The sequence below is a fragment of the Dechloromonas sp. CZR5 genome (assembly GCF_008711155.1).
Taxonomy (GTDB): domain Bacteria; phylum Pseudomonadota; class Gammaproteobacteria; order Burkholderiales; family Rhodocyclaceae; genus Azonexus.
Window position 1 is genome coordinate 109,080 of sequence record NZ_VUYQ01000007.1, and the last position, 17,855, is coordinate 126,934.

A 17,855-nucleotide genomic window follows, 5' to 3' on the forward strand; every position below is an offset into this window, starting at 1 on the left:
TCTCCTCCTTCGTACGTCAGCGTTAGCTGCCCAGCAGCGACTTTTTCAGCGAAGCGTCGGCCGGTTTATCGCCCAGCCAGACCTTGAGCAGTGCCCTGGCAAACCCGGCGCCGGGCACCTTGCCGCGCTGCTCGCCATTCTGACTCACGGCAACGCCGTCTGCCGTGAAGTCGATAGCGATGGTATCGCCTTCGCGGACCTTGCCGATGGATTTCATGATGCCGGCCAATTGTTCGGCCTGCCCCTTCATGTCTGCCATTTCCGCAGGGGAGTGATTGTTCTTCAAGCCCTCGTCGAGCGCCGAATGCAACGAATCGGCATCGAGGTCGCGCAACAGGCGCAACACCATGCGGCGCGGCCCGGTACTGTCGTAGATCGCAGCCGGCGTAGTGGCCTTCTGCCCCACATACAGTGCCCCGACATAGACCTTGATGAACATTTTGCTGCGCAGACCGGCGCCGTTGAGCACCAGTTCGCTGCTGCCGACTTTCAGCCTGTCCTCCACCTTGACGCCCGCCACCTCGGCTGCATGCAGCCCGGGAACGGTCATCAGGGCGGCGATCAGTGCCGCCTTTCTCACGCATGTCGATGTAATCATTGTTTGTCTCCTCCACCGCTCTTTTGGCGGTAGTAATGTTTATCGGCGATATAGACGGTCCGCTCGACGACCGTATGCACCACACCTTCGTCATCCTTGATGTCGATCTCGAAGGTCCAATCGACTTCGTGCTGCTCGGCAAGCGCCTCGCGTATCGCAGCCAGCTCCGCCGGCGTCACCCGGAAATCAGCGTACAACGTGGAGTACCCCGGCTTGCGGTAACGGATGTTCGCTGCCTTGTCCCAGATGATGTAGTCCTCGCCCAGCGCAGCCATCAGCATCGCCGGATGCGCCCCGTCGGTGATCGCGAACAGCGATCCGCCGTAGAGCGAGCCGACGATGTTCTTCGTCTTCCAGCTCAGTGGCAGGCGGACACGCATATGGCAGAGGTCGGGCGCGACATGCACGACGCGCCCTCCCGTGCTGCGGAAAGCCGGATGGAGGTTGAACCCCATCCGCATGACCCGCGCCCGCCATACCGGGGGCAACTTGACGATCCAGGACGGCTTCATGCCGCGACTCCGGCCCTGATCGTCGAGCGTGCATCCGACATGCTTACAGGCGCTCGATGATGCCGGCGGCGCCCATCCCGGTGCCGATACACATCGACACCATGCCGTACTTGCCGCCGGTACGCTGCAGCCCATGAACCAGGGTCGCGATCCGGATGGCGCCGGTCGCGCCGAGCGGATGGCCGAGGGCGATGGCGCCGCCCAGCGGATTGACCTTCTCCGGGTTCAGGCCAAGCTCCTGCATGACGGCAAGCGACTGGGCCGCAAAGGCTTCGTTCAGCTCGATCCAGTCGAGATCGTCCTGCTTGATGCCGACCTGGGCGAGCACCTTGGGGATCGCGGCAATCGGACCGATACCCATAATCTCGGGTGCCACACCCCCGACGGCGTAGCCGGCAAAGCGGGCGAGCGGCGTCAGATTATGCTCACGCAGGATCTTCTCGGATACCAGCATGACCGCACCGGCGCCATCGGACATCTGCGACGAGTTGCCAGCCGTGACCGAACCGCGTGCGTGGAACACCGGCTTGAGCTTGCCCAGCTTTTCCAGCGATGCGTCGGCACGCGGGCCTTCGTCGAACTCGACGGTGCGTTCGCGCAACTTGATCTGGCCGCTCTTCAGGTCGGGCAGGCTCTCGCGGATGACATAGGGCGTCGTCTCGGCACTGAAATGGCCTGCCGCGATTGCGGCACAGGCCTTCTGGTTGGAAGCCAGGGCAAAGGCATCCTGCGCCTCGCGGCCGATCTTCCACTGCTGGGCGACCTTTTCGGCGGTCAGGCCCATGCCGTAGGCGATGCCGAGGTTTTCCTCCCTGGCGAAGATGGCCGGGTTCATCGACATCTTGTTGCCCATGATCTGCGGCATGACCGACATCGATTCAGTACCGGCGGCAATCATCACGTCGGCCTGACCGAGGCGGATCAGGTTGGCGGCATCGGAGACCGCCTGTACCCCGGAGGAACAGAAGCGGTTGATGGTGATACCCGGCACGGTGATCGGCAGGCCGGCCAGCAACGCACCGATGCGGGCGACGTTCATGCCCTGCTCGGCTTCCGGCATGGCACAGCCGACGATGACGTCGCCGATCAGCGCCGGATCGACATCCGGCACCTTGGCGACGACGGACTTGATGACGGCGGCCAGCATGTCGTCCGGACGGACATTCCTGAACATGCCGTTGCGCTTGGCGACCGGCAGGCGGGTCGCGGCGACGATGTAGGCTTCTTGAATCTGTTTGCTCATTTCTCTATGTCTCCTGAGGGAGCTGAATTCCATGTCGGCGTTGCGCCAGAACGCGAAGCCGGCGCGCAGACAGTACGATTAGTACGGCAAGCGGCGGCGACAAAGTTATGGCGCGGCGAGGACATGGAATTAGTTACGCAGCGGCTTGCCGGTTTCAAGCATGTACTTGATCCGGGCCTGGGTCATGGGGTCTTTCAGCAGTTCGACGAACAGCTGGCGTTCAACGGTGATCAGCCATTCCTCATCGACCAGGCTGCCGGTTTCCACCTCGCCACCGCACAGGGCAATGGCAGCGGACTTGGCTACCTTGTAGTCGTGGGCCGAGATCATGCCGCCCTCCTTCATATTGACCAGCATCATCTCGAAGGTGGCGATGCCGTTCTTGCCAGCGACCGGAATACCGCGCGCCATCTGCGGCGGGGCATAGCCTGCCTCGGCCATGGCACGGGCTTCCCTGATCGCCACGTAAAGCAATTCGTTGGCGTTGAACAGGATGGTGTCGGAGGGCTTGGCGAAGCCGAAATCGACGACTTCCTGCGCACTCTTGGCCACCTTGGCCATGGCAATGGTCTGGAACACCGGCTGCAGGAAGTTGAAGACCTCGCCCGGCGTGGCCGACTGGGCAGCCCAATCGGCGGCGCGCACCGCGAATTCCTTGCAGCCGCCGCCGGCCGGGATCAGGCCGACGCCAGCCTCAACCAGGCCGACATAACTTTCCAGCGCCATGACGCGCTTGCCGACATGCATCACGAACTCACAACCACCACCCAGGGCCATGCCCTGCACCGCAGCCACCACCGGCACCTGCGCGTACTTCAGGGTTTGCGAGGCGCGCTGGAATTTCTCGACGGTCTGCTCCAGCAGGCCGAATTCACCGGCGGCAATCGCTTCCGAGACCTGTTGCAGGTTGGCGCCCACGGCAAACGGCGCCTCGTGCCAGATCACCACGCCATCCAAGGTCGTTTCAGCCTGGCGCACGGCAGCGATCACGCCATCCAGCACCTCGTTGCCAATGGTGTGCATCTTGGACTTGATGGAAACGATGCCGATGCCGGCGTCGAGCGCCGGCAGGCGCCACAGGCGGACACCGTCGTTCTCGTACAGGGTCTCGCCGGATTTTTCCGGCGTAGCGGCATTTTCGCCCAGCACGCGCTCCGGGAAGAGCTGACGCTGATAGACCGGCAACGCGGAGCGGGCCACATAGGCGTTCTTGCGAGCGGAGTAGGAACCTTCCGGCCCATGCACGCCGGTACGACCGGCCTCCAGCGCCCAGGCCGGCAGCGGTACGCTGCTCATCGCCTTGCCGGCTGCGACATCGGCAGCCACGGCCTGGGCCGTCTCGGCCCAGCCGGCGGCCTGCCAGGTCTCAAACGGACCTTGCGCCCAACCGAAGCCCCAGCGCATGGCCAGATCGAGGTCACGCGCATTGTCGGCAACGTTTTCCAGCTGCACGGCGGCGTAATGGAAGATGTCGCGGAAGATGGCCCACAGGAACTGCGCCTGCGGATGCTGCGAGGTACGCAGCGCGGCGAATTTCTCGGCCGGGTTCTTGATCTTCAGGATGGCGCCAACCTCCTCGGCGATTTCGCCGGCCGACTTGCGGTAGTCCTGGGCGGCCAGGTCAAGCACCTGGATTTCCTTGCCCTGCTTGCGGAAGATGCCGCAACGGGTCTTCTGGCCCAGCGCACCCTTTTCGATCAGCAGCCTGAGCCAGGCCGGCACGTTGAAGTGGGCATGCCACGGATCGTTCGGCAGGGTGTCCTGCATGGTCTTGACGACGTGCGCCAGGGTATCCAGACCGACCACGTCGGCCGTACGGTAGGTGGCGCTCTTCGGACGGCCGATCTTCGGGCCGGTCAGCGCATCGACCTCGTCGAAGCCGAGGCCGAAAGCCTGGGTGTGGTGCATGACGGCGAGAATCGAGAAAACACCGATGCGGTTGGCAACGAAGTTCGGGGTATCGAGCGCACGGATCACGCCCTTGCCCAGACGGGAGGTCAGCCAGGTTTCCAGCGCATCCAGCGTCGCCGGATTGGTCTGCTCGGTGGCAATGATCTCGACCAGATGCATGTAACGCGGCGGGTTGAAGAAGTGGATGCCGCAGAAGCGCGGACGGATATCCGCCGGCAGGCCCTGCGCCAGCAGGTTCATCGACAAGCCGGAGGTATTGGATGCGACGACGGCATTCGGCGCGATGTGCGGGGCGATCTTGGCGTACAGATCGTTCTTCCAGTCCATGCGCTCGGCAATCGCCTCGACGATCAGGTCGCAATCGGCCAGCTGTGCCAGATGCTCCTCGTAGTTGGCGGCATCGATGAACTTCAGCTTGCTCTTGCTGGAGAGCGGAGCCGGGTCCAGCTTCTTGAGGCCGTCGAGGGCCTTCTTGACGACACCGTTCTTGTCTCCCTCCTTGGCCGGCAGGTCAAACAGCACGACCGGCACGTTGGCGTTGGCGAGATGCGCCGCAATCTGCGCCCCCATCACGCCGGCGCCGAGCACAGCGGCTTTCTTCACAATCAGCTTGTTCAAGCGGTTCTCCTTTGGTCTCGTTCTAACATCTCGTTAAATAAAACGAACGTTTGAATTATAGACAAGCCGACCCTCGGGTCAACTTTTTTTTGCGCGATGGATTAAAAAAAATCCCCGGGCCAGCCGGGGAATAAAGTACGCAAGGTTCTTTCTGAATCAGAAGGAATAGTTCAGTTGAAGCGACAAATAATCGACAGAGGTTTCGAACTTGCCACGAACGGTCTGCACAACCGTCGTTTCTGCCGCAGAGCTATAAACCTTCCGCGCCGTATATGCATCCTTCACAAAAATGTGAGCATAACCAATGTCGAGCGATGCTTGCGGCGTGATCTTCCATTTGGCCCCCAGCGACAGCCAAGTACGATCTTGGTCGGGCACGGTCATCGTACGAGATTCATTGTCGGGAACCGCCCCGTTGTCGAAGGCGACGCCCATACGCAACATCCACTGGTTGTTCAATTGGTAAGTGCTACCCAGACCAATCCGATAAGTGTCCTTGAAGTTGTAGCGCAATGGCGCCACGGCACGGCTGCCGTCTGAATAGACCGGCTCGAGTTTCTGAAGCTTGCTCCAACCCGTCCAGGTGTAGTCGGCAAGGATTGCCCACTTGTCGTTGAACTGGTGACGAACCGCCAAGGAAGCGGTATCCGGCGTCGTCAAGTCGGCATAGATGTCGCGGGTCGCTTGCCCCGTCTGGTTTTTATCGCCTTCAAGATTGAACTTGATCGTGGAGCGATAGCTCAGACCCACGCGCGTATCGTTCGTGATCTGGTACATCGCGCCCAGGTTAAATCCCCAGCCGGTTGCATCTCCCTTCAAGGCACCGGAGCCATCCGACTGACCAGCCCTCGGCACCGCCTGATTGAATTCAACGTCAGCCTTGGCGTAATTGATACCGAACGCCACCGACAGCGCGTCATTCACCTTGTAAGCAATCGAGGGGTTTACGTTGACGATCCGGATTTTGGTTCTTAAACCCGAATAACGACCGGCAAAATCCTTGTCGTACTCGGTCTCATCTGCAAAAGTCGGATTGACAGCGAGACCCAGACGCCACTGCGGTGCCAAGGCATAGGAATAATAGAAGGCGGGGACTGCGTGCAATCCACCACCATTTCCACCATCTCCACCGACTTCCTTCCCCAATCCGGTTGCATAGAACGGCGGGTTACCCGGGTTGTTGAGATAGCCACCCGTTCCCTCGTCGGTAAAGCGCGTGCTGCGACTCAGCAGCGTCGTGGCGAAGCTGATGTTATGCCCCTGGGACAGATAGGTCATCCCGGCCGGGTTGTAATACAGCGTGCTGGCATCTTCTGCGGCGGCGGCAGCACCGGCATTGGCCATACCGACCCCTGAGGCACTCTGGCCGGTCAGCTGGAAGGCAGCCGCGAAGGCGCCCCCCGAAAACGAAACGGCAATCAGTGCCGGGATCAGGCGCATGGTGATTCTCTTGTGCATCGATATGTCTCCTGTTGTGATTGTGGTGGGAACTGGCCCCGGTTTGGTGCAACAATTAAAACTCAAACAAACGTTTGAAATTCTGTTTGATCAAAAAAAAACTTACGACCTGTTGCAATTCAGCAACATCACCCGTGCAATCTCGCGCGATAGTTCAGCGGACCGCCGGTAAAGGGAGCAAAGCCGGTACCAAAAATGACGCCACCATCGGCCAGTTCACCATCCCCGACGACCCCGTCGGCAACCAGCTGTTCGACGCGGTCGATCAACGGCTTGACCAACCTCTCCGCCAGTCCGGCAGGCACAGACCCGGCACTGCCCTTGGCAGCCTTGCCGGAAGTCCAGTCATAGAAACCTCGTCCCGATTTTTTGCCGAGCATGTTCTGTTCGACCTTGTCGAGCAGACATTTCGGCGCATCGGCACCGCCGGCCAGTTGTTTGCCGGCCGCCATCGCGATGTCCAGGCCGACGGTATCGACCAGTTCGATGGGCCCCATCGGCATACCGAAGGCGAGCATGGCCTCATCAACCGTTTCGGGAGAAACGCCCTCGTCCACCGCGCGCATGGCGGCCAGCATGTAGGGAGCGAGTACCGCGTTGACCAGAAAGCCCGGCGCGCTCTTCACCGGCAACGGCAACTTGTCGATCTGCTTGACGAAGGCGCAGGCCGCCTGCACAGCGGCCGGGTCGGCCCCTTCGGCCTCGACCACTTCGACCAGCGGCATCATCGCAACCGGATTGAAGAAATGGATGCCGACCAGCCGCTCCGGCCTTGCCAGCACGGCACGCAGGTCTTCCAGACGGAGACTGGACGTGTTGGTGGCCAGAACGGCCTGCGGCTTCATGCGCGGCTCCAGCGAACGGAACAGGGCATGCTTGGCCTCGACATTCTCGAAAATGGCCTCGATGATCACATCGGCATGCGGCACCCCATCGCCTTGCGGATCGGGAATGAGGCGGTCGTAGGCCGCACGCACCTTGAGCGGTTCGCGGAGCTTCTTGCTGAACAGGGCGTGGGCACGCTTCATGGCCGGCGAGATGCGCTCCAGCGTCTGATCCTGCAGGGTCACCGTCATGCCGCGCAGGGCGCACCAGGCCGCGATATCGCCCCCCATAACGCCGGCGCCGATGACATGAACGCGCCTGGCCTTGAAGCCGGCATCCTTGCCAAAGTTTTTCATGCGTTCCTGCAAATGGAAAACGCGAACCAGGTTGCGGGCCGTCGGCGACGAGATGATGCGGTCGACCACCTCCGGCGCGGCCAGCGCATTGCCGTCGTGCTTCTGCCACAGGTCAATGATGGCGTAGGGTGCCGGATAGTGCTGCGGGCGCGCCTTCTTCGCCACCTGCTTGCGCGCAGCGTTGGCCACGATGCTCTTCAGCGGCCCGTTCATCAGGCGCTGCATCAACGGCAACGGCCGGCGCGGCTGCCCCGAAAGCAGCAGCTGGCGGGCCGCCGGCTCCATGACGCGGGGCGGCACGCAGTCGTCGGCCAGGCCCATTTTCTTGGCCCGCCTGGCATCGATCGTCTTGCCGGTGAGCATCATGTCCAGCGCGGCGGCCGGGCCAACCCGCTTGGGTAGCCGCAGCATGCCTCCCCAGCCGGGGAAGATGCCGAGCATGACTTCCGGCAAGCCCATCTTGGTTCCCGACTCGTCCACGGCCAGCAGATAGCGGCAAGCCAGTGCCAGTTCCAGGCCACCGCCCAGACAATGACCGCGCACCAGCGCCAAGGTCGGGTATTTGATGGCCTCCAGACGATTGAACAGGGTCCAGCCGCGCTCGACTAGCTCCCTGCCCTTTTCCGGCGTATCGAGTTGCGAGAATTCGCCGATATCGGCCCCGGCGATAAAGCCCGCGTCCTTGCCGGAGCGGATGATCAGCCCCTTGGGCGGATAGAGGTCGAGTTGGTCGAGTAGGGAAGAAAACTCGCGCAGCACATCGGCCGACAGCGAATTGGCAGTCTCGCCTGTCTTGTCGAAGGTGGCCGTCGCGATGCCCTCGGCATCGACAACCAGCTTCCAGTGTTGAAGATTCACATTCATTGCATAGTCCTCAGTGGGCACGATGGCCCTTCGCGGCAAAAGCCAGCGACAGGGCACCCGGCCCGACATTGACGGCCGCCGTCTTGCTCATCGGCGACACCAGTATTTGCACGCCGTTGTCCTCGGCTGTCTTGGCGAAACGCGCATAGCCCGGAAACCGGCTGACGGCCGATGGCGAACCGCCGTAGCTGAGGCAGACGTTCGGCGCATCGAGCCCGTCGTGGATGCGCTTGACCGCCCGCTCGAACAGCTGCTCGACGCCTGCCTCGAAACCCCGCACCTTGTCGACCGTGGTTGTCACGTCGCGATGGCAATGCAGGATGGGCTTGACGTCCAGCCAGGAACCCAGCGTATAGGAGCCCCAGCTCAGGCTGGTATCGCCCTTCTTGGAAGCCCGCTTGTAGATGTGGAACAGATCTGCCGGCACCAGATAGGTATGTGTCTCGTCGATCAGCTGCTTCAAACGTGCGCCGATCTCGCTGGGCAAGCCACCCTGACGGATCAGGCGCACCGCCTCGGCAACCGGCACGGCCTGTCCGGTAAACAGGTTGCGCGTGGAAAAGACGGCCAGACCGAAACGTTCCTCCATGCCTGCCTCGCGGCGGATGGCCTTGTACTTGGTCAGGATGGCACGCGAGGCCAGCATGGCGTGATCGAATATCGGACTGCGTGTGCTGGTGATGGTCAGGCAAAACACGTAGTCGAAATCGAGTACCAGCCGCTCGAGGAAAAGGCGCTCGATCTGCGATGCCGAATACGGGATCGACTCGGCAAAATCCTCGTTTTTCCGGTCCAGGTGCCGGATATAGAAGGCCTGCGTTTCGTCCGGATGGCGGCGGTCCTCGACCAGTGCATCGCCAATGCGCAAGGTGATGGGCATGATCAGAACACCATGCTGGTCAAGGAACTCGCGCGGCAGATCGCACGCCGAGTCGACCACGATACCGATGCGCATCTCAGTTCAGGCTCTCGACCAGCATCGCGCCGCCCAGGCCGCCTCCGATGCAGATCGTCGCGACGCCCCGCTTCGCCTTGTTCCGGCGCAGCACTTGCAGCAGATGAAGGACGATGCGCGCGCCCGAGGCACCAACCGGATGACCGATCGACACCGCGCCGCCATCAACGTTGAGGCGGTCGTCGGCGATGCTGCCGAACGCCCCCTCGAGACCCAGTTGCTCGCGGCAATAGGCATCGTCCTTCCAGGCAGCCTGGCAACCGATAACCTGTGCCGCGAAGGCTTCGTTCAGCTCCCAGTAATCCACGTCGGCCAGCGACAACCCGTTGCGCTGCAGGATGGGCGTCGATGCATGCACCGGACCGAGGCCCATCTGCTCCGGCTCCAGACCGGACCACTGGCTGTCCACGATCCTGCCGAGCGGCTTCAGATTCCACTTCCTGACCGCCTCTTCCGAAGCGAGCAGCACCCAGGCGGCCCCGTCGGTGATCTGCGAACTGTTGGCGGCGGTGATGTTGCCGTATTTCTTGTCGAAGAAAGGCTTCAGCTTGGCCATGCCGGCCATGCTGGCATCGGCGCGCACCCCGTCGTCCTCGGCATAGACCTTCCCCTGTGCATCGACCACCGGAACGATCTCGCCAAAGTGACCGGCCTCGCGGCCCGCCAGGGCGCGCAGATGGCTGCGCACGGCGAATTCATCCATCTGCTGGCGACTGATGCCGAAACGCCAGGCCAGGTTTTCGGCTGTCTGCCCCATCAGCAGGCCGACCACCGGGTCGGTGAGCCCTTTCATCAGGCCGATGACCGGCGTCAGCAAGGCAGCCGGACGCAACTTCAGGAAATGCCTGACCTTCTCGCCTGCCGTACGCAGCGACATCATGCCGGCGAACCAGCGCACCATGGCGTCCGAGTAAAGCAGCGGCGCGCGCGACAACGCATCGACACCGCCGGCCAGCACCAGTTCGGAACGCCCGGACTGGATATTGGCGATGGCCGAATCGATGGCCTGCATGCCGGAGGCGCAGTTGCGCATCACGGTCCAGCCCGGCACCTTCTTGCCGCAGCCCATGCGCAGGGCAACCATGCGACCGATATTGGTTTCGTCCGGCGAGGGTGCGGCACAACCGAGGATCACCTCGTCCAGATCGCCCGGCTCGAACGGCTGGCGCAACAGCAGCGCCCGTCCGGCCTGGGTGGCGAGGTCGGAAGCCGCGAACGGCCCCGGCCCTTTCTGCGCCTTGAGGAAGGGTGTGCGAGCCCCGTCCACCACGTAGATCGTCTTGCTCATATCAGGCGGCCATCCGGTCATCAACCGGCTTGTTGGCCGTGGCAACGTTGTAGTCGAAAGGGAAGTCGTCAACGTGGACAACGATATCGCGCAGATGGTTGCGGCGCTTCATCACCTCATATTCGGCTGCATTGATCACGCCGCCCTCGAAGGCAACGATGGCGATATCGCGGACATTGGCCTGCGGATTGTTGTCGAAACGGCCATCCTTCTCCGCGGCGCGGATTTTCGCCTCGATCGGCTCGGCCTCCAGCGTCGCCTTGAGGGCCAGTTCGATGGCGCCGACCGGCTCCTTCTCGATCAACGGCAAGTAGCATTCCGCGGTCAGGCGGTCGCGGGTCGCCGACGGTGCAATCAGGGTCTTGGCAACATCGTGGCCGACGTCGTCGGACGGCACGACGTACGGATGGCCCCACGGGAAGATCGAGCGATGCAGGAAGGCGGCGATGAAGCGCACCGGGAAATTGGCAATCACGCCGTCAAAAGCCTGCTGCGCCTTGTACATCGCATCCCAGATCGCCCAATGGGCGAGCGCGGCGTCTTCCTTCTTGCGGCCTTCGGCTTCATAACGCTTCAGGGTGCAGGAGATGAGGTACATCTGCGCCAGGATGTCGCCCAGACGCGCCGACAGCTTTTCGCGACGCTTGACGCTGCCGCCGAGGACGAGCAGCGAGATATCGGACATGAACGCGAAGGCGGCCGAAAAACGGGTCAGCTGCTGGTAGTAGCGGCGCATTTCCGGCGCCACATCGGTATTGACACCGGCGAAGTGGGAACCGGTCATGCCCAGCCACAACGCGCGGAAACCGTTCTTGATGGTGAATCCGATATGGCCGAACAACGCCTTGTCGAAATCGACCAGGCCCTTCTTGGTATCCGGATTCTGTGCCGCCTGCATTTCCGGCAGCAGGTACGGATGGCAGCGGATGGCTCCTTGCCCGAAGATGATCAGCGAGCGGGTCAGGATGTTGGCGCCTTCGACGGTAATGCCGATCGGCACTTGCTGGTAGGCACGGCCGAGGAAGTTGTTCGGGCCGAGGCAGATGCCCTTGCCGCCAATGACATCCATGCCGTCATTGACCACCTGGCGGGCGCGCTCGGTCACGTGGTACTTGGCGATGGCCGAAACGACCGAGGGTTTTTCGCCAAGATCGACGGCACCGGCCGTCATCTTGCGCACGGCATCCATCATGTAGGTGTAGGCGCCGATGCGGGTCAGCGCTTCCTCGACGCCCTCGAACTTGCCGACAGCCATCTTGAATTGGCTGCGGACGCGGGCATAACCGCCGACGGCGCGTGCCGTCATCTGCGCCATGCCGGTGTTCGACGACGGCAGCGAGATCGAGCGGCCGGCCGCCAGGCACTCCATCAACATACGCCAGCCCTGGCCGGCCATCTTCGGGCCGCCGATGATGAAATCGAGCGGCATGAAGACTTCCTTGCCGCGCGTCGGGCCGTTCATGAACATGGCGTTCAACGGGAAGTGGCGACGACCGGTATCGACGCCCGGATGGTCGTAAGGAACCAGCGCACAGGTGATGCCGATATGCTTCTTGTCGCCGAGCAGGCCGTCCGGGTCGAACAGGTGGAAGGCCAGGCCGAACACCGTGCACACCGGAGCCAGCGTGATGTAGCGCTTGTCCCAGCTGACGCGCATGCCGAGCACTTCCTTGCCCTGGTACATGCCCTTGCAGACGACGCCGCTATCCGGAATCGAAGCCGCATCGGAACCAGCCCACGGGCTGGTCAGTGCAAAGGCCGGCACCTCGATGCCCTTGGCCAGGCGCGGCAGGTAATGGTTTTTCTGCTCCTCGGTGCCGTAGTGCAGCAGCAGCTCGGCCGGGCCGAGCGAGTTGGGCACCATGACCGATACCGACAACGCTGAAGAGCGCGTCGACAGCTTGGTCACCACTTGCGAATGGGCGTAGGCCGAGAATTCCAGGCCGCCGTACTTCTTCGGGATGATCATGCCGAGGAAGCCCTTGTCCTTGATATAGCGCCACGCCTCGTTGGGCAGATCGTAGAGTTCGTGGGTAACCTTCCAGTCATCGACCAGACGGCAGGCTTCCTCGCACTCGTTATCGAGGAAGGATTGCTCGGCCGGCGTCAGCTTGGGCACCGGGTAGGCGTGCAGCTTCTGCCAGTCGGGCTTGCCGCGGAACAACTCGCCTTCCCACCAGACCGTGCCGGCTTCCAGCGCATCGCGCTCGGTATCCGACATCTGCGGAAGAACCTTGCGATACGTGGCGAAAATGGGGCTGGTAATCAACGAGCGGCGAATCGGACGGATGGCAACGATCAATACGATCGCCCCCAACAATCCCGCCAAAATCATCAACACGGTTTGCATTACAGGTCTCCTTTTATGTCTTTATTGGTATAGGCCGCTTAATTGCTGGCGGCCGTCGTATCTGAAAACTGGGGCAAGGGGGCGCGCAGGCCGCCGAGCAGGAAGGACATCAGGCGCGGCACCAGGCGGTCGAGGCGATCCGTCGAATCCTCGTCCTCGATCTGCCAGTCGGTTACCAGGCGCAAGGCATCGGTACCCGCAATCGCGTAGGACGTCGCCCCCAGCATGAAGTGGAAACGCCAGACGATTTCCGCCTTGGGAACATCCGGCAAGGCCCTGAACAGCGCCTCCTTGTAACGATCCATCACTTCCTTGTACTCGTGGGCAAGAAAGGCCCTGATAAACTCGGACGGTTCGGTCAAGGTGCGACCCAGGAGGCGCAGGAAAGTCACCCCGCCGCGCTTCTCGTCGCCCGCCATGCGCAGCAGCGTGCCGAAAAAGCCATCGACGATCTGCGACGGCTTCAGCGGCTTGCCGTCCGCCTCGGCCTCCATCAGATCCAGCACGCGCATGCGCTCTTCGTTCAACCAGTCGAGGCGACGCCGAAAGGCTTCCTGCATCAACGCCTCTTTGGAGCCGAAGTGATAATTGACGGCAGCCAGGTTGACACCGGCCTCGCTGGTAATCTGGCGCATCGAGGTTCCCTCGTAGCCGTGGGCCATGAACAAGCGCTCGCCAGCATCGAGAATGCGTTCGCGGGTGTCGCCGGTACGGATTTCAGCCATGTCAGGCTCCTTTAATTCATACGTTCGTTTTAATCATAGGGAAAACAAAAAGGCTTGGCAAGCCTTTTGTCGCCCTTTGCTTTAGCCTCGGACATTCCGCTGACGAATCGCGTCAGCAACCTCATTCGCCGGCAGCGGACGGCTAAACAGGTAGCCCTGCACCATGTCGCACCGGAGTTGTTGCAGGTAATCGAACTGCGCCTGGGTTTCCACCCCTTCGGCGACCACCTTGAGTCCCAGACTGTGCGCCAGGCCGATGGTGGCATCGCAGATCACCGAGCCGTCGGTGCCGTTGCCGATCTCCTCGACAAAGGATCGATCGAGCTTGAGGTGGCTGATCGGGAACATGTGAAGATAACTCAGCGACGAATAGCCGGTACCGAAGTCGTCGATCGCAATGCTGATCCCCATGGCGTTCAGAAGATCGAGTATGCGCACCGTTTCCGTCGGCTGTTCCATGGCCACCGACTCGGTTATCTCGAACATCAGGTCTTCGGGATTGAGGTCATAAGCCTCGATAACTCCGCGGACGAGCAGAGGCAGGTTGCCATTGCGCATCTGGACAGCCGAAATGTTGATGGCCATGCGAAAGTCGCTCAATCCGGCCGCCTTGAATTCCGCAAGCTGCCGGCAGGACTCCCAGATCACCCATTCGCCCAACGGCTGGATCAGCCCCGTTTCCTCGGCCACACCGATGAACCGTATGGGCGAGAGCAGGCCTTGCTCGGGATGCTGCCAGCGCACCAGCGCCTCCAGACCGCGCACCCTGCCCGACACCACGTCGATAACGGGCTGGTAGTGCAGACGAAACTCCTGATTGGCCAATGCCTGGCGCAGGCTGTTTTCGATCTTCAGGCGATCGACGGCAGCATCGTTCATCTTCTGGTCGAAGAACTGGAAATTGTTCCGGCCGGCCATCTTGGCGTGATACATGGCGGCATCGGCATTCTTCATCAGTGTTTCGCCATCCGGCCCGTCGGTCGGGTAGATGGCGATACCGATACTCGGCGAGGTATAGAGATCAAAGCCTTCGATGTGGTAAGAGCAGCCGATATTGAATACCAGCTTCTCCGCCACGGTTGCCACCACCGAACTTTGTGCGATCCCGGTCAGCATGATCACAAACTCGTCACCGCCAAGACGGGCGACCACGTCGCTGTCGCGCACGCACGACTCCAGGCGGCGGGCAACCTCGATCAGCAGCAGGTCGCCAATATGGTGCCCCAGGGTGTCGTTGATGACCTTGAAGCGATCAAGATCGATGAACAGCAGGGCCACCTTGGAGGCGTCACGACGCGCGGCGGCCAGCGCCTGGTCGAGATGCCCCTTCAGGCTGAATCGGTTGAACAGGCCGGTCAGCACGTCATGGTGGGCAATGTGATGCAATCTCTCTTCGGCGGCGCGCTCGGAACTGATATCCGTGAAATGCGCCACGTAGTAACGCACCCCGCCGTCATCGTCGCGGATCACCGAAATTGACATCCATTTTGGATAGACCGCACCGTCCTTGCGGCGGTCCCAGATTTCCCCCTGCCAGAAATCGTGCTCCGCCAGACTGGACCAAAGCTGGGCGTACTCCGCCCGTGTCGTTCGTCCCGTCGATAGGAAACTGGGATTCCGCCCGATCACTTCCGAGGCCTCATACCCTGTCAACTGCGTAAAGGCCGGATTGACCTCAACAATCCGGTTATCGGCGTCGGTCATCAGGATCGCCTCGCTGCTGTATTGAACCGCGCTCGCCAGCAGCAACATTTTCGAGATCATTTCCTGCTGGCTGGTCACATCCTGCGATGTGCCGATGACCCGCACCGGCCTGTCGTCCTCGCCGTACTCCACCTCGTAGCATTCCAGCACGAACTTGATCCGGCCATCCGGCATCAGCAGGCGATGCTTCAAGCTCGCCGGCTGGCGTGACGCAATCAAATCTTGAAGCATCTTATCGACCATCTCCCGGTCATCCGGATGCACTTGTGCCAGAAAGTCCGCATAGTTCGACCATTCCGCGCTCTGGGGCAGTTCGAATATACGGAACAATTCATCCGAACATCGAACCTTCATCCTCGGCAATTCGACCTCCCAACTGCCCATCTGGGCAATGCGCTGCGCCGTCGTTAACCGTTCATCCTTCAGACGCAGGGCCTGAGCCGCGGCATGCTCACGCTGCTGCGAGCGGTAGAGCGCAACAACCACGGCGATGATGCCGACGAACAAGCCGCTGCCCAGTAGCAAGACAAGAAGCGCACGCTTCCGCCAGGCAGCCAGCACATCCGTTTCGGCCAAACCGGCCGAAACGTAGAACGGGTAGCGTTCCAGCGCACGGAAGGCGTAGACCCGCCGGACCCCGTCAGCCTGGGAAACAAACTCGAGAACCCCCTGCCGCTCACCGCTCTGCAAATACTTGACGACCGGGTGCCCGGCATCGAGCGAACGGTTTAGCTCCTTTGCCAAGGGCGGATATCTGACCACCAAGGCATGTTGATCGCTACGCCGAACCGAAATCGCCCCATTTTCGCCAAGTGGAATCGACCGGAACAAGGATTCGAAATGCTCCAGTTCGACTGCAGCGCTGATGACACCGACGAAGCCACCATCAGGCCTGCGTACGGCGCGTGCCGCAACCATGGTTGGGCGCCCGGTAATCCGCGAGGTAACGACTTCGGAAAAAACCAGACTGCTCTCCGGATTGCTCTTCAACACCGTGAAATAGGAACGATCCGCCAGATTGGCGTATTCACCGCCGCCAGAACGGTACAGAACATCGCCGCGCGCATCGATCACCTGAAAACCGGCCACATCGGGAAATACATGGTGACCTCGCTCCAGGTCCGTCTCCAATTGCTGCCGGAAACGCTCCCCTGCAGCAGGGCGGTAGGCTTCTTCCGGAATCCTCGCGGCCAGGTCGTCCAGCCTTGCCTCGATGTGACGCAACGTCGATTCGAGACGCGCCTCGATCAGTGCGGACTGACTGATCGCCACATCCTTTGCCTCGGACCAGGCGCTCTGATGGACAGACCACAATACAAATGCCAGCAGAACGAAGCCGCCCCCTACCAATGAAATCAGGGCGAACCACAAATGGTACCCGGAACGGGGATTCTGCTCAGGCATTGCTTCCACTCGTCAAAACTGCAGAGTCGGTACGACCCATTCTGATCAGGCCCCGAATGAATTGCAATCCGGAACCGGAAGCGAAAGCGGGTTATTTTGTCGATAGACAAAAAAACGACACATCACGTCGGTATCGGTTTTGCGTTCGCGCAAGTATCGACAGTGCTCACGCTCGACCACCCAACCGCTCAGATCCACCGTTTCGGGAAAAGACGAGTCGCCGTGAAACGCCTGTTCGATCCGCGTCAGCCAGAAACGATGGCAGTATTTCCAGGCAGCCGCATAAATCGAGGCGCCGCCAATGACAAATACCGGCTTTCCTGTCGCCTGCGCGCGGCGCAATCCTTCCTCGACCGAGGCAACCCGCGTACAGCCTTCCCGGACGACCATGTCCGACTGACGGGAAACAATGAAGGAATCCTCCGGAACGACATCCATCGATTCGTAGGTCAGGCGCCCGATCAGCAAAGCGGCACCGGCCACCGTTTTTTCGAAATACGCCAGTTCCTCCGGAATATCCCAAGGCAGCCAGCCGTCAAGGCCGATCATGCCATTGGCCGACACCGCGCCGATAGCTGAAATCAACAGCGCGTCCTTTCCCATTGCTCGCGGGTCATCGAAAGCGAGATGGCCGGCACGCCCTGCCCGTTGTAGACATGGGGCTTATGCATGGAAACGAATGCCGAGGACACGATGCTCATTCCGAAGATGGCCGCCATCACTTCCAGGATGCTGGACTCCAGGCATTCGCAGTGCGCGTTTTCTTCCAGCTTGCGGATGGCAAGGAATATCACCTCGTAGTCGACGACTTGCCGAATATCGTGCGGATCGGCCACTGCATCCATCGGTGCCCAAGCGTCGGCGTGTACCAGGACGGCCTGCGGCCCGTGCTTTTCCAGCGGGTTGCAGCCGGTTCGCAATTGAATGGTGGCGTCGACCGAGGCGCACCAATGGTTCTCTAGCAAAATCCGATTCCTTTCACAGCCTATTCCATCAAGCCGAGACAATATCAAAGCCCGAAAAAAAAGGCGCCCAATGCGCCCG

The 17,855-nt window shown here is 61.3% G+C and carries 13 protein-coding genes; all 13 read right to left on the reverse strand.

All coding sequences use genetic code 11. The features are described 5' to 3' along the window. Window positions 1-22: 22 nt before the first annotated feature. Window positions 23-598 carry a chalcone isomerase family protein gene (locus F1002_RS17280; protein ID WP_150430292.1) on the reverse strand — a complete coding sequence of 192 codons (576 nt, stop codon included), beginning with the start codon at window positions 596-598 and terminating at the stop codon, window positions 23-25. Further along, entirely contained in the window at window positions 595-1,110 is a 516-nt protein-coding gene (locus F1002_RS17285; protein ID WP_150430293.1) for a DUF4442 domain-containing protein, read from the reverse strand. Before F1002_RS17285 ends, F1002_RS17280 begins: the two co-directional genes overlap by 4 nt. A gap of 43 nt (window positions 1,111-1,153) precedes the next feature. Next, a complete protein-coding gene (locus F1002_RS17290) occupies window positions 1,154-2,353 on the reverse strand; it encodes an acetyl-CoA C-acyltransferase (RefSeq protein ID WP_150430294.1) in 1,200 nt (399 codons plus the stop codon). 129 nt (window positions 2,354-2,482) lie between these two features. After that, window positions 2,483-4,882 (reverse strand): 3-hydroxyacyl-CoA dehydrogenase/enoyl-CoA hydratase family protein, encoded by a 2,400-nt coding sequence (locus F1002_RS17295; RefSeq protein WP_150430295.1) that lies wholly within the window; start codon window positions 4,880-4,882, stop codon window positions 2,483-2,485. 156 nt (window positions 4,883-5,038) lie between these two features. Beyond that, entirely contained in the window at window positions 5,039-6,340 is a 1,302-nt protein-coding gene (locus F1002_RS17300; RefSeq protein WP_150430296.1) for an OmpP1/FadL family transporter, read from the reverse strand. Window positions 6,341-6,468: 128 nt separating this feature from the next. Further along, window positions 6,469-8,385: a 3-hydroxyacyl-CoA dehydrogenase NAD-binding domain-containing protein gene (locus tag F1002_RS17305; RefSeq protein ID WP_150430297.1), complete on the reverse strand. Its 1,917-nt coding sequence runs from the start codon at window positions 8,383-8,385 to the stop codon at window positions 6,469-6,471. A gap of 10 nt (window positions 8,386-8,395) precedes the next feature. Beyond that, window positions 8,396-9,340, reverse strand: a complete 945-nt coding sequence (locus tag F1002_RS17310; RefSeq protein ID WP_150430298.1) for a DegV family protein — start codon at window positions 9,338-9,340, stop codon at window positions 8,396-8,398. Between the two features lies 1 nt (window position 9,341). After that, complete coding sequence (locus tag F1002_RS17315) at window positions 9,342-10,628, reverse strand: acetyl-CoA C-acetyltransferase (protein ID WP_150430299.1); 1,287 nt, start codon at window positions 10,626-10,628, stop codon at window positions 9,342-9,344. Window position 10,629: 1 nt separating this feature from the next. After that, entirely contained in the window at window positions 10,630-12,978 is a 2,349-nt protein-coding gene (locus tag F1002_RS17320) for an acyl-CoA dehydrogenase (RefSeq protein ID WP_150430300.1), read from the reverse strand. A 38-nt stretch (window positions 12,979-13,016) separates the two neighbouring features. Then, window positions 13,017-13,703: a TetR/AcrR family transcriptional regulator gene (locus tag F1002_RS17325; protein ID WP_150430301.1), complete on the reverse strand. Its 687-nt coding sequence runs from the start codon at window positions 13,701-13,703 to the stop codon at window positions 13,017-13,019. 81 nt (window positions 13,704-13,784) lie between these two features. Then, a complete protein-coding gene (locus F1002_RS17330; RefSeq protein WP_150430302.1) occupies window positions 13,785-16,811 on the reverse strand; it encodes an EAL domain-containing protein in 3,027 nt (1,008 codons plus the stop codon). A 45-nt stretch (window positions 16,812-16,856) separates the two neighbouring features. Then, entirely contained in the window at window positions 16,857-17,396 is a 540-nt protein-coding gene (locus F1002_RS17335; RefSeq protein WP_191090457.1) for a dihydrofolate reductase, read from the reverse strand. Next, window positions 17,393-17,776: a dihydroneopterin aldolase gene (locus F1002_RS17340; protein ID WP_191090458.1), complete on the reverse strand. Its 384-nt coding sequence runs from the start codon at window positions 17,774-17,776 to the stop codon at window positions 17,393-17,395. The genes F1002_RS17335 and F1002_RS17340 overlap by 4 nt, the downstream gene beginning before the upstream one ends. Between the last annotated feature and the right edge of the window lie 79 nt (window positions 17,777-17,855).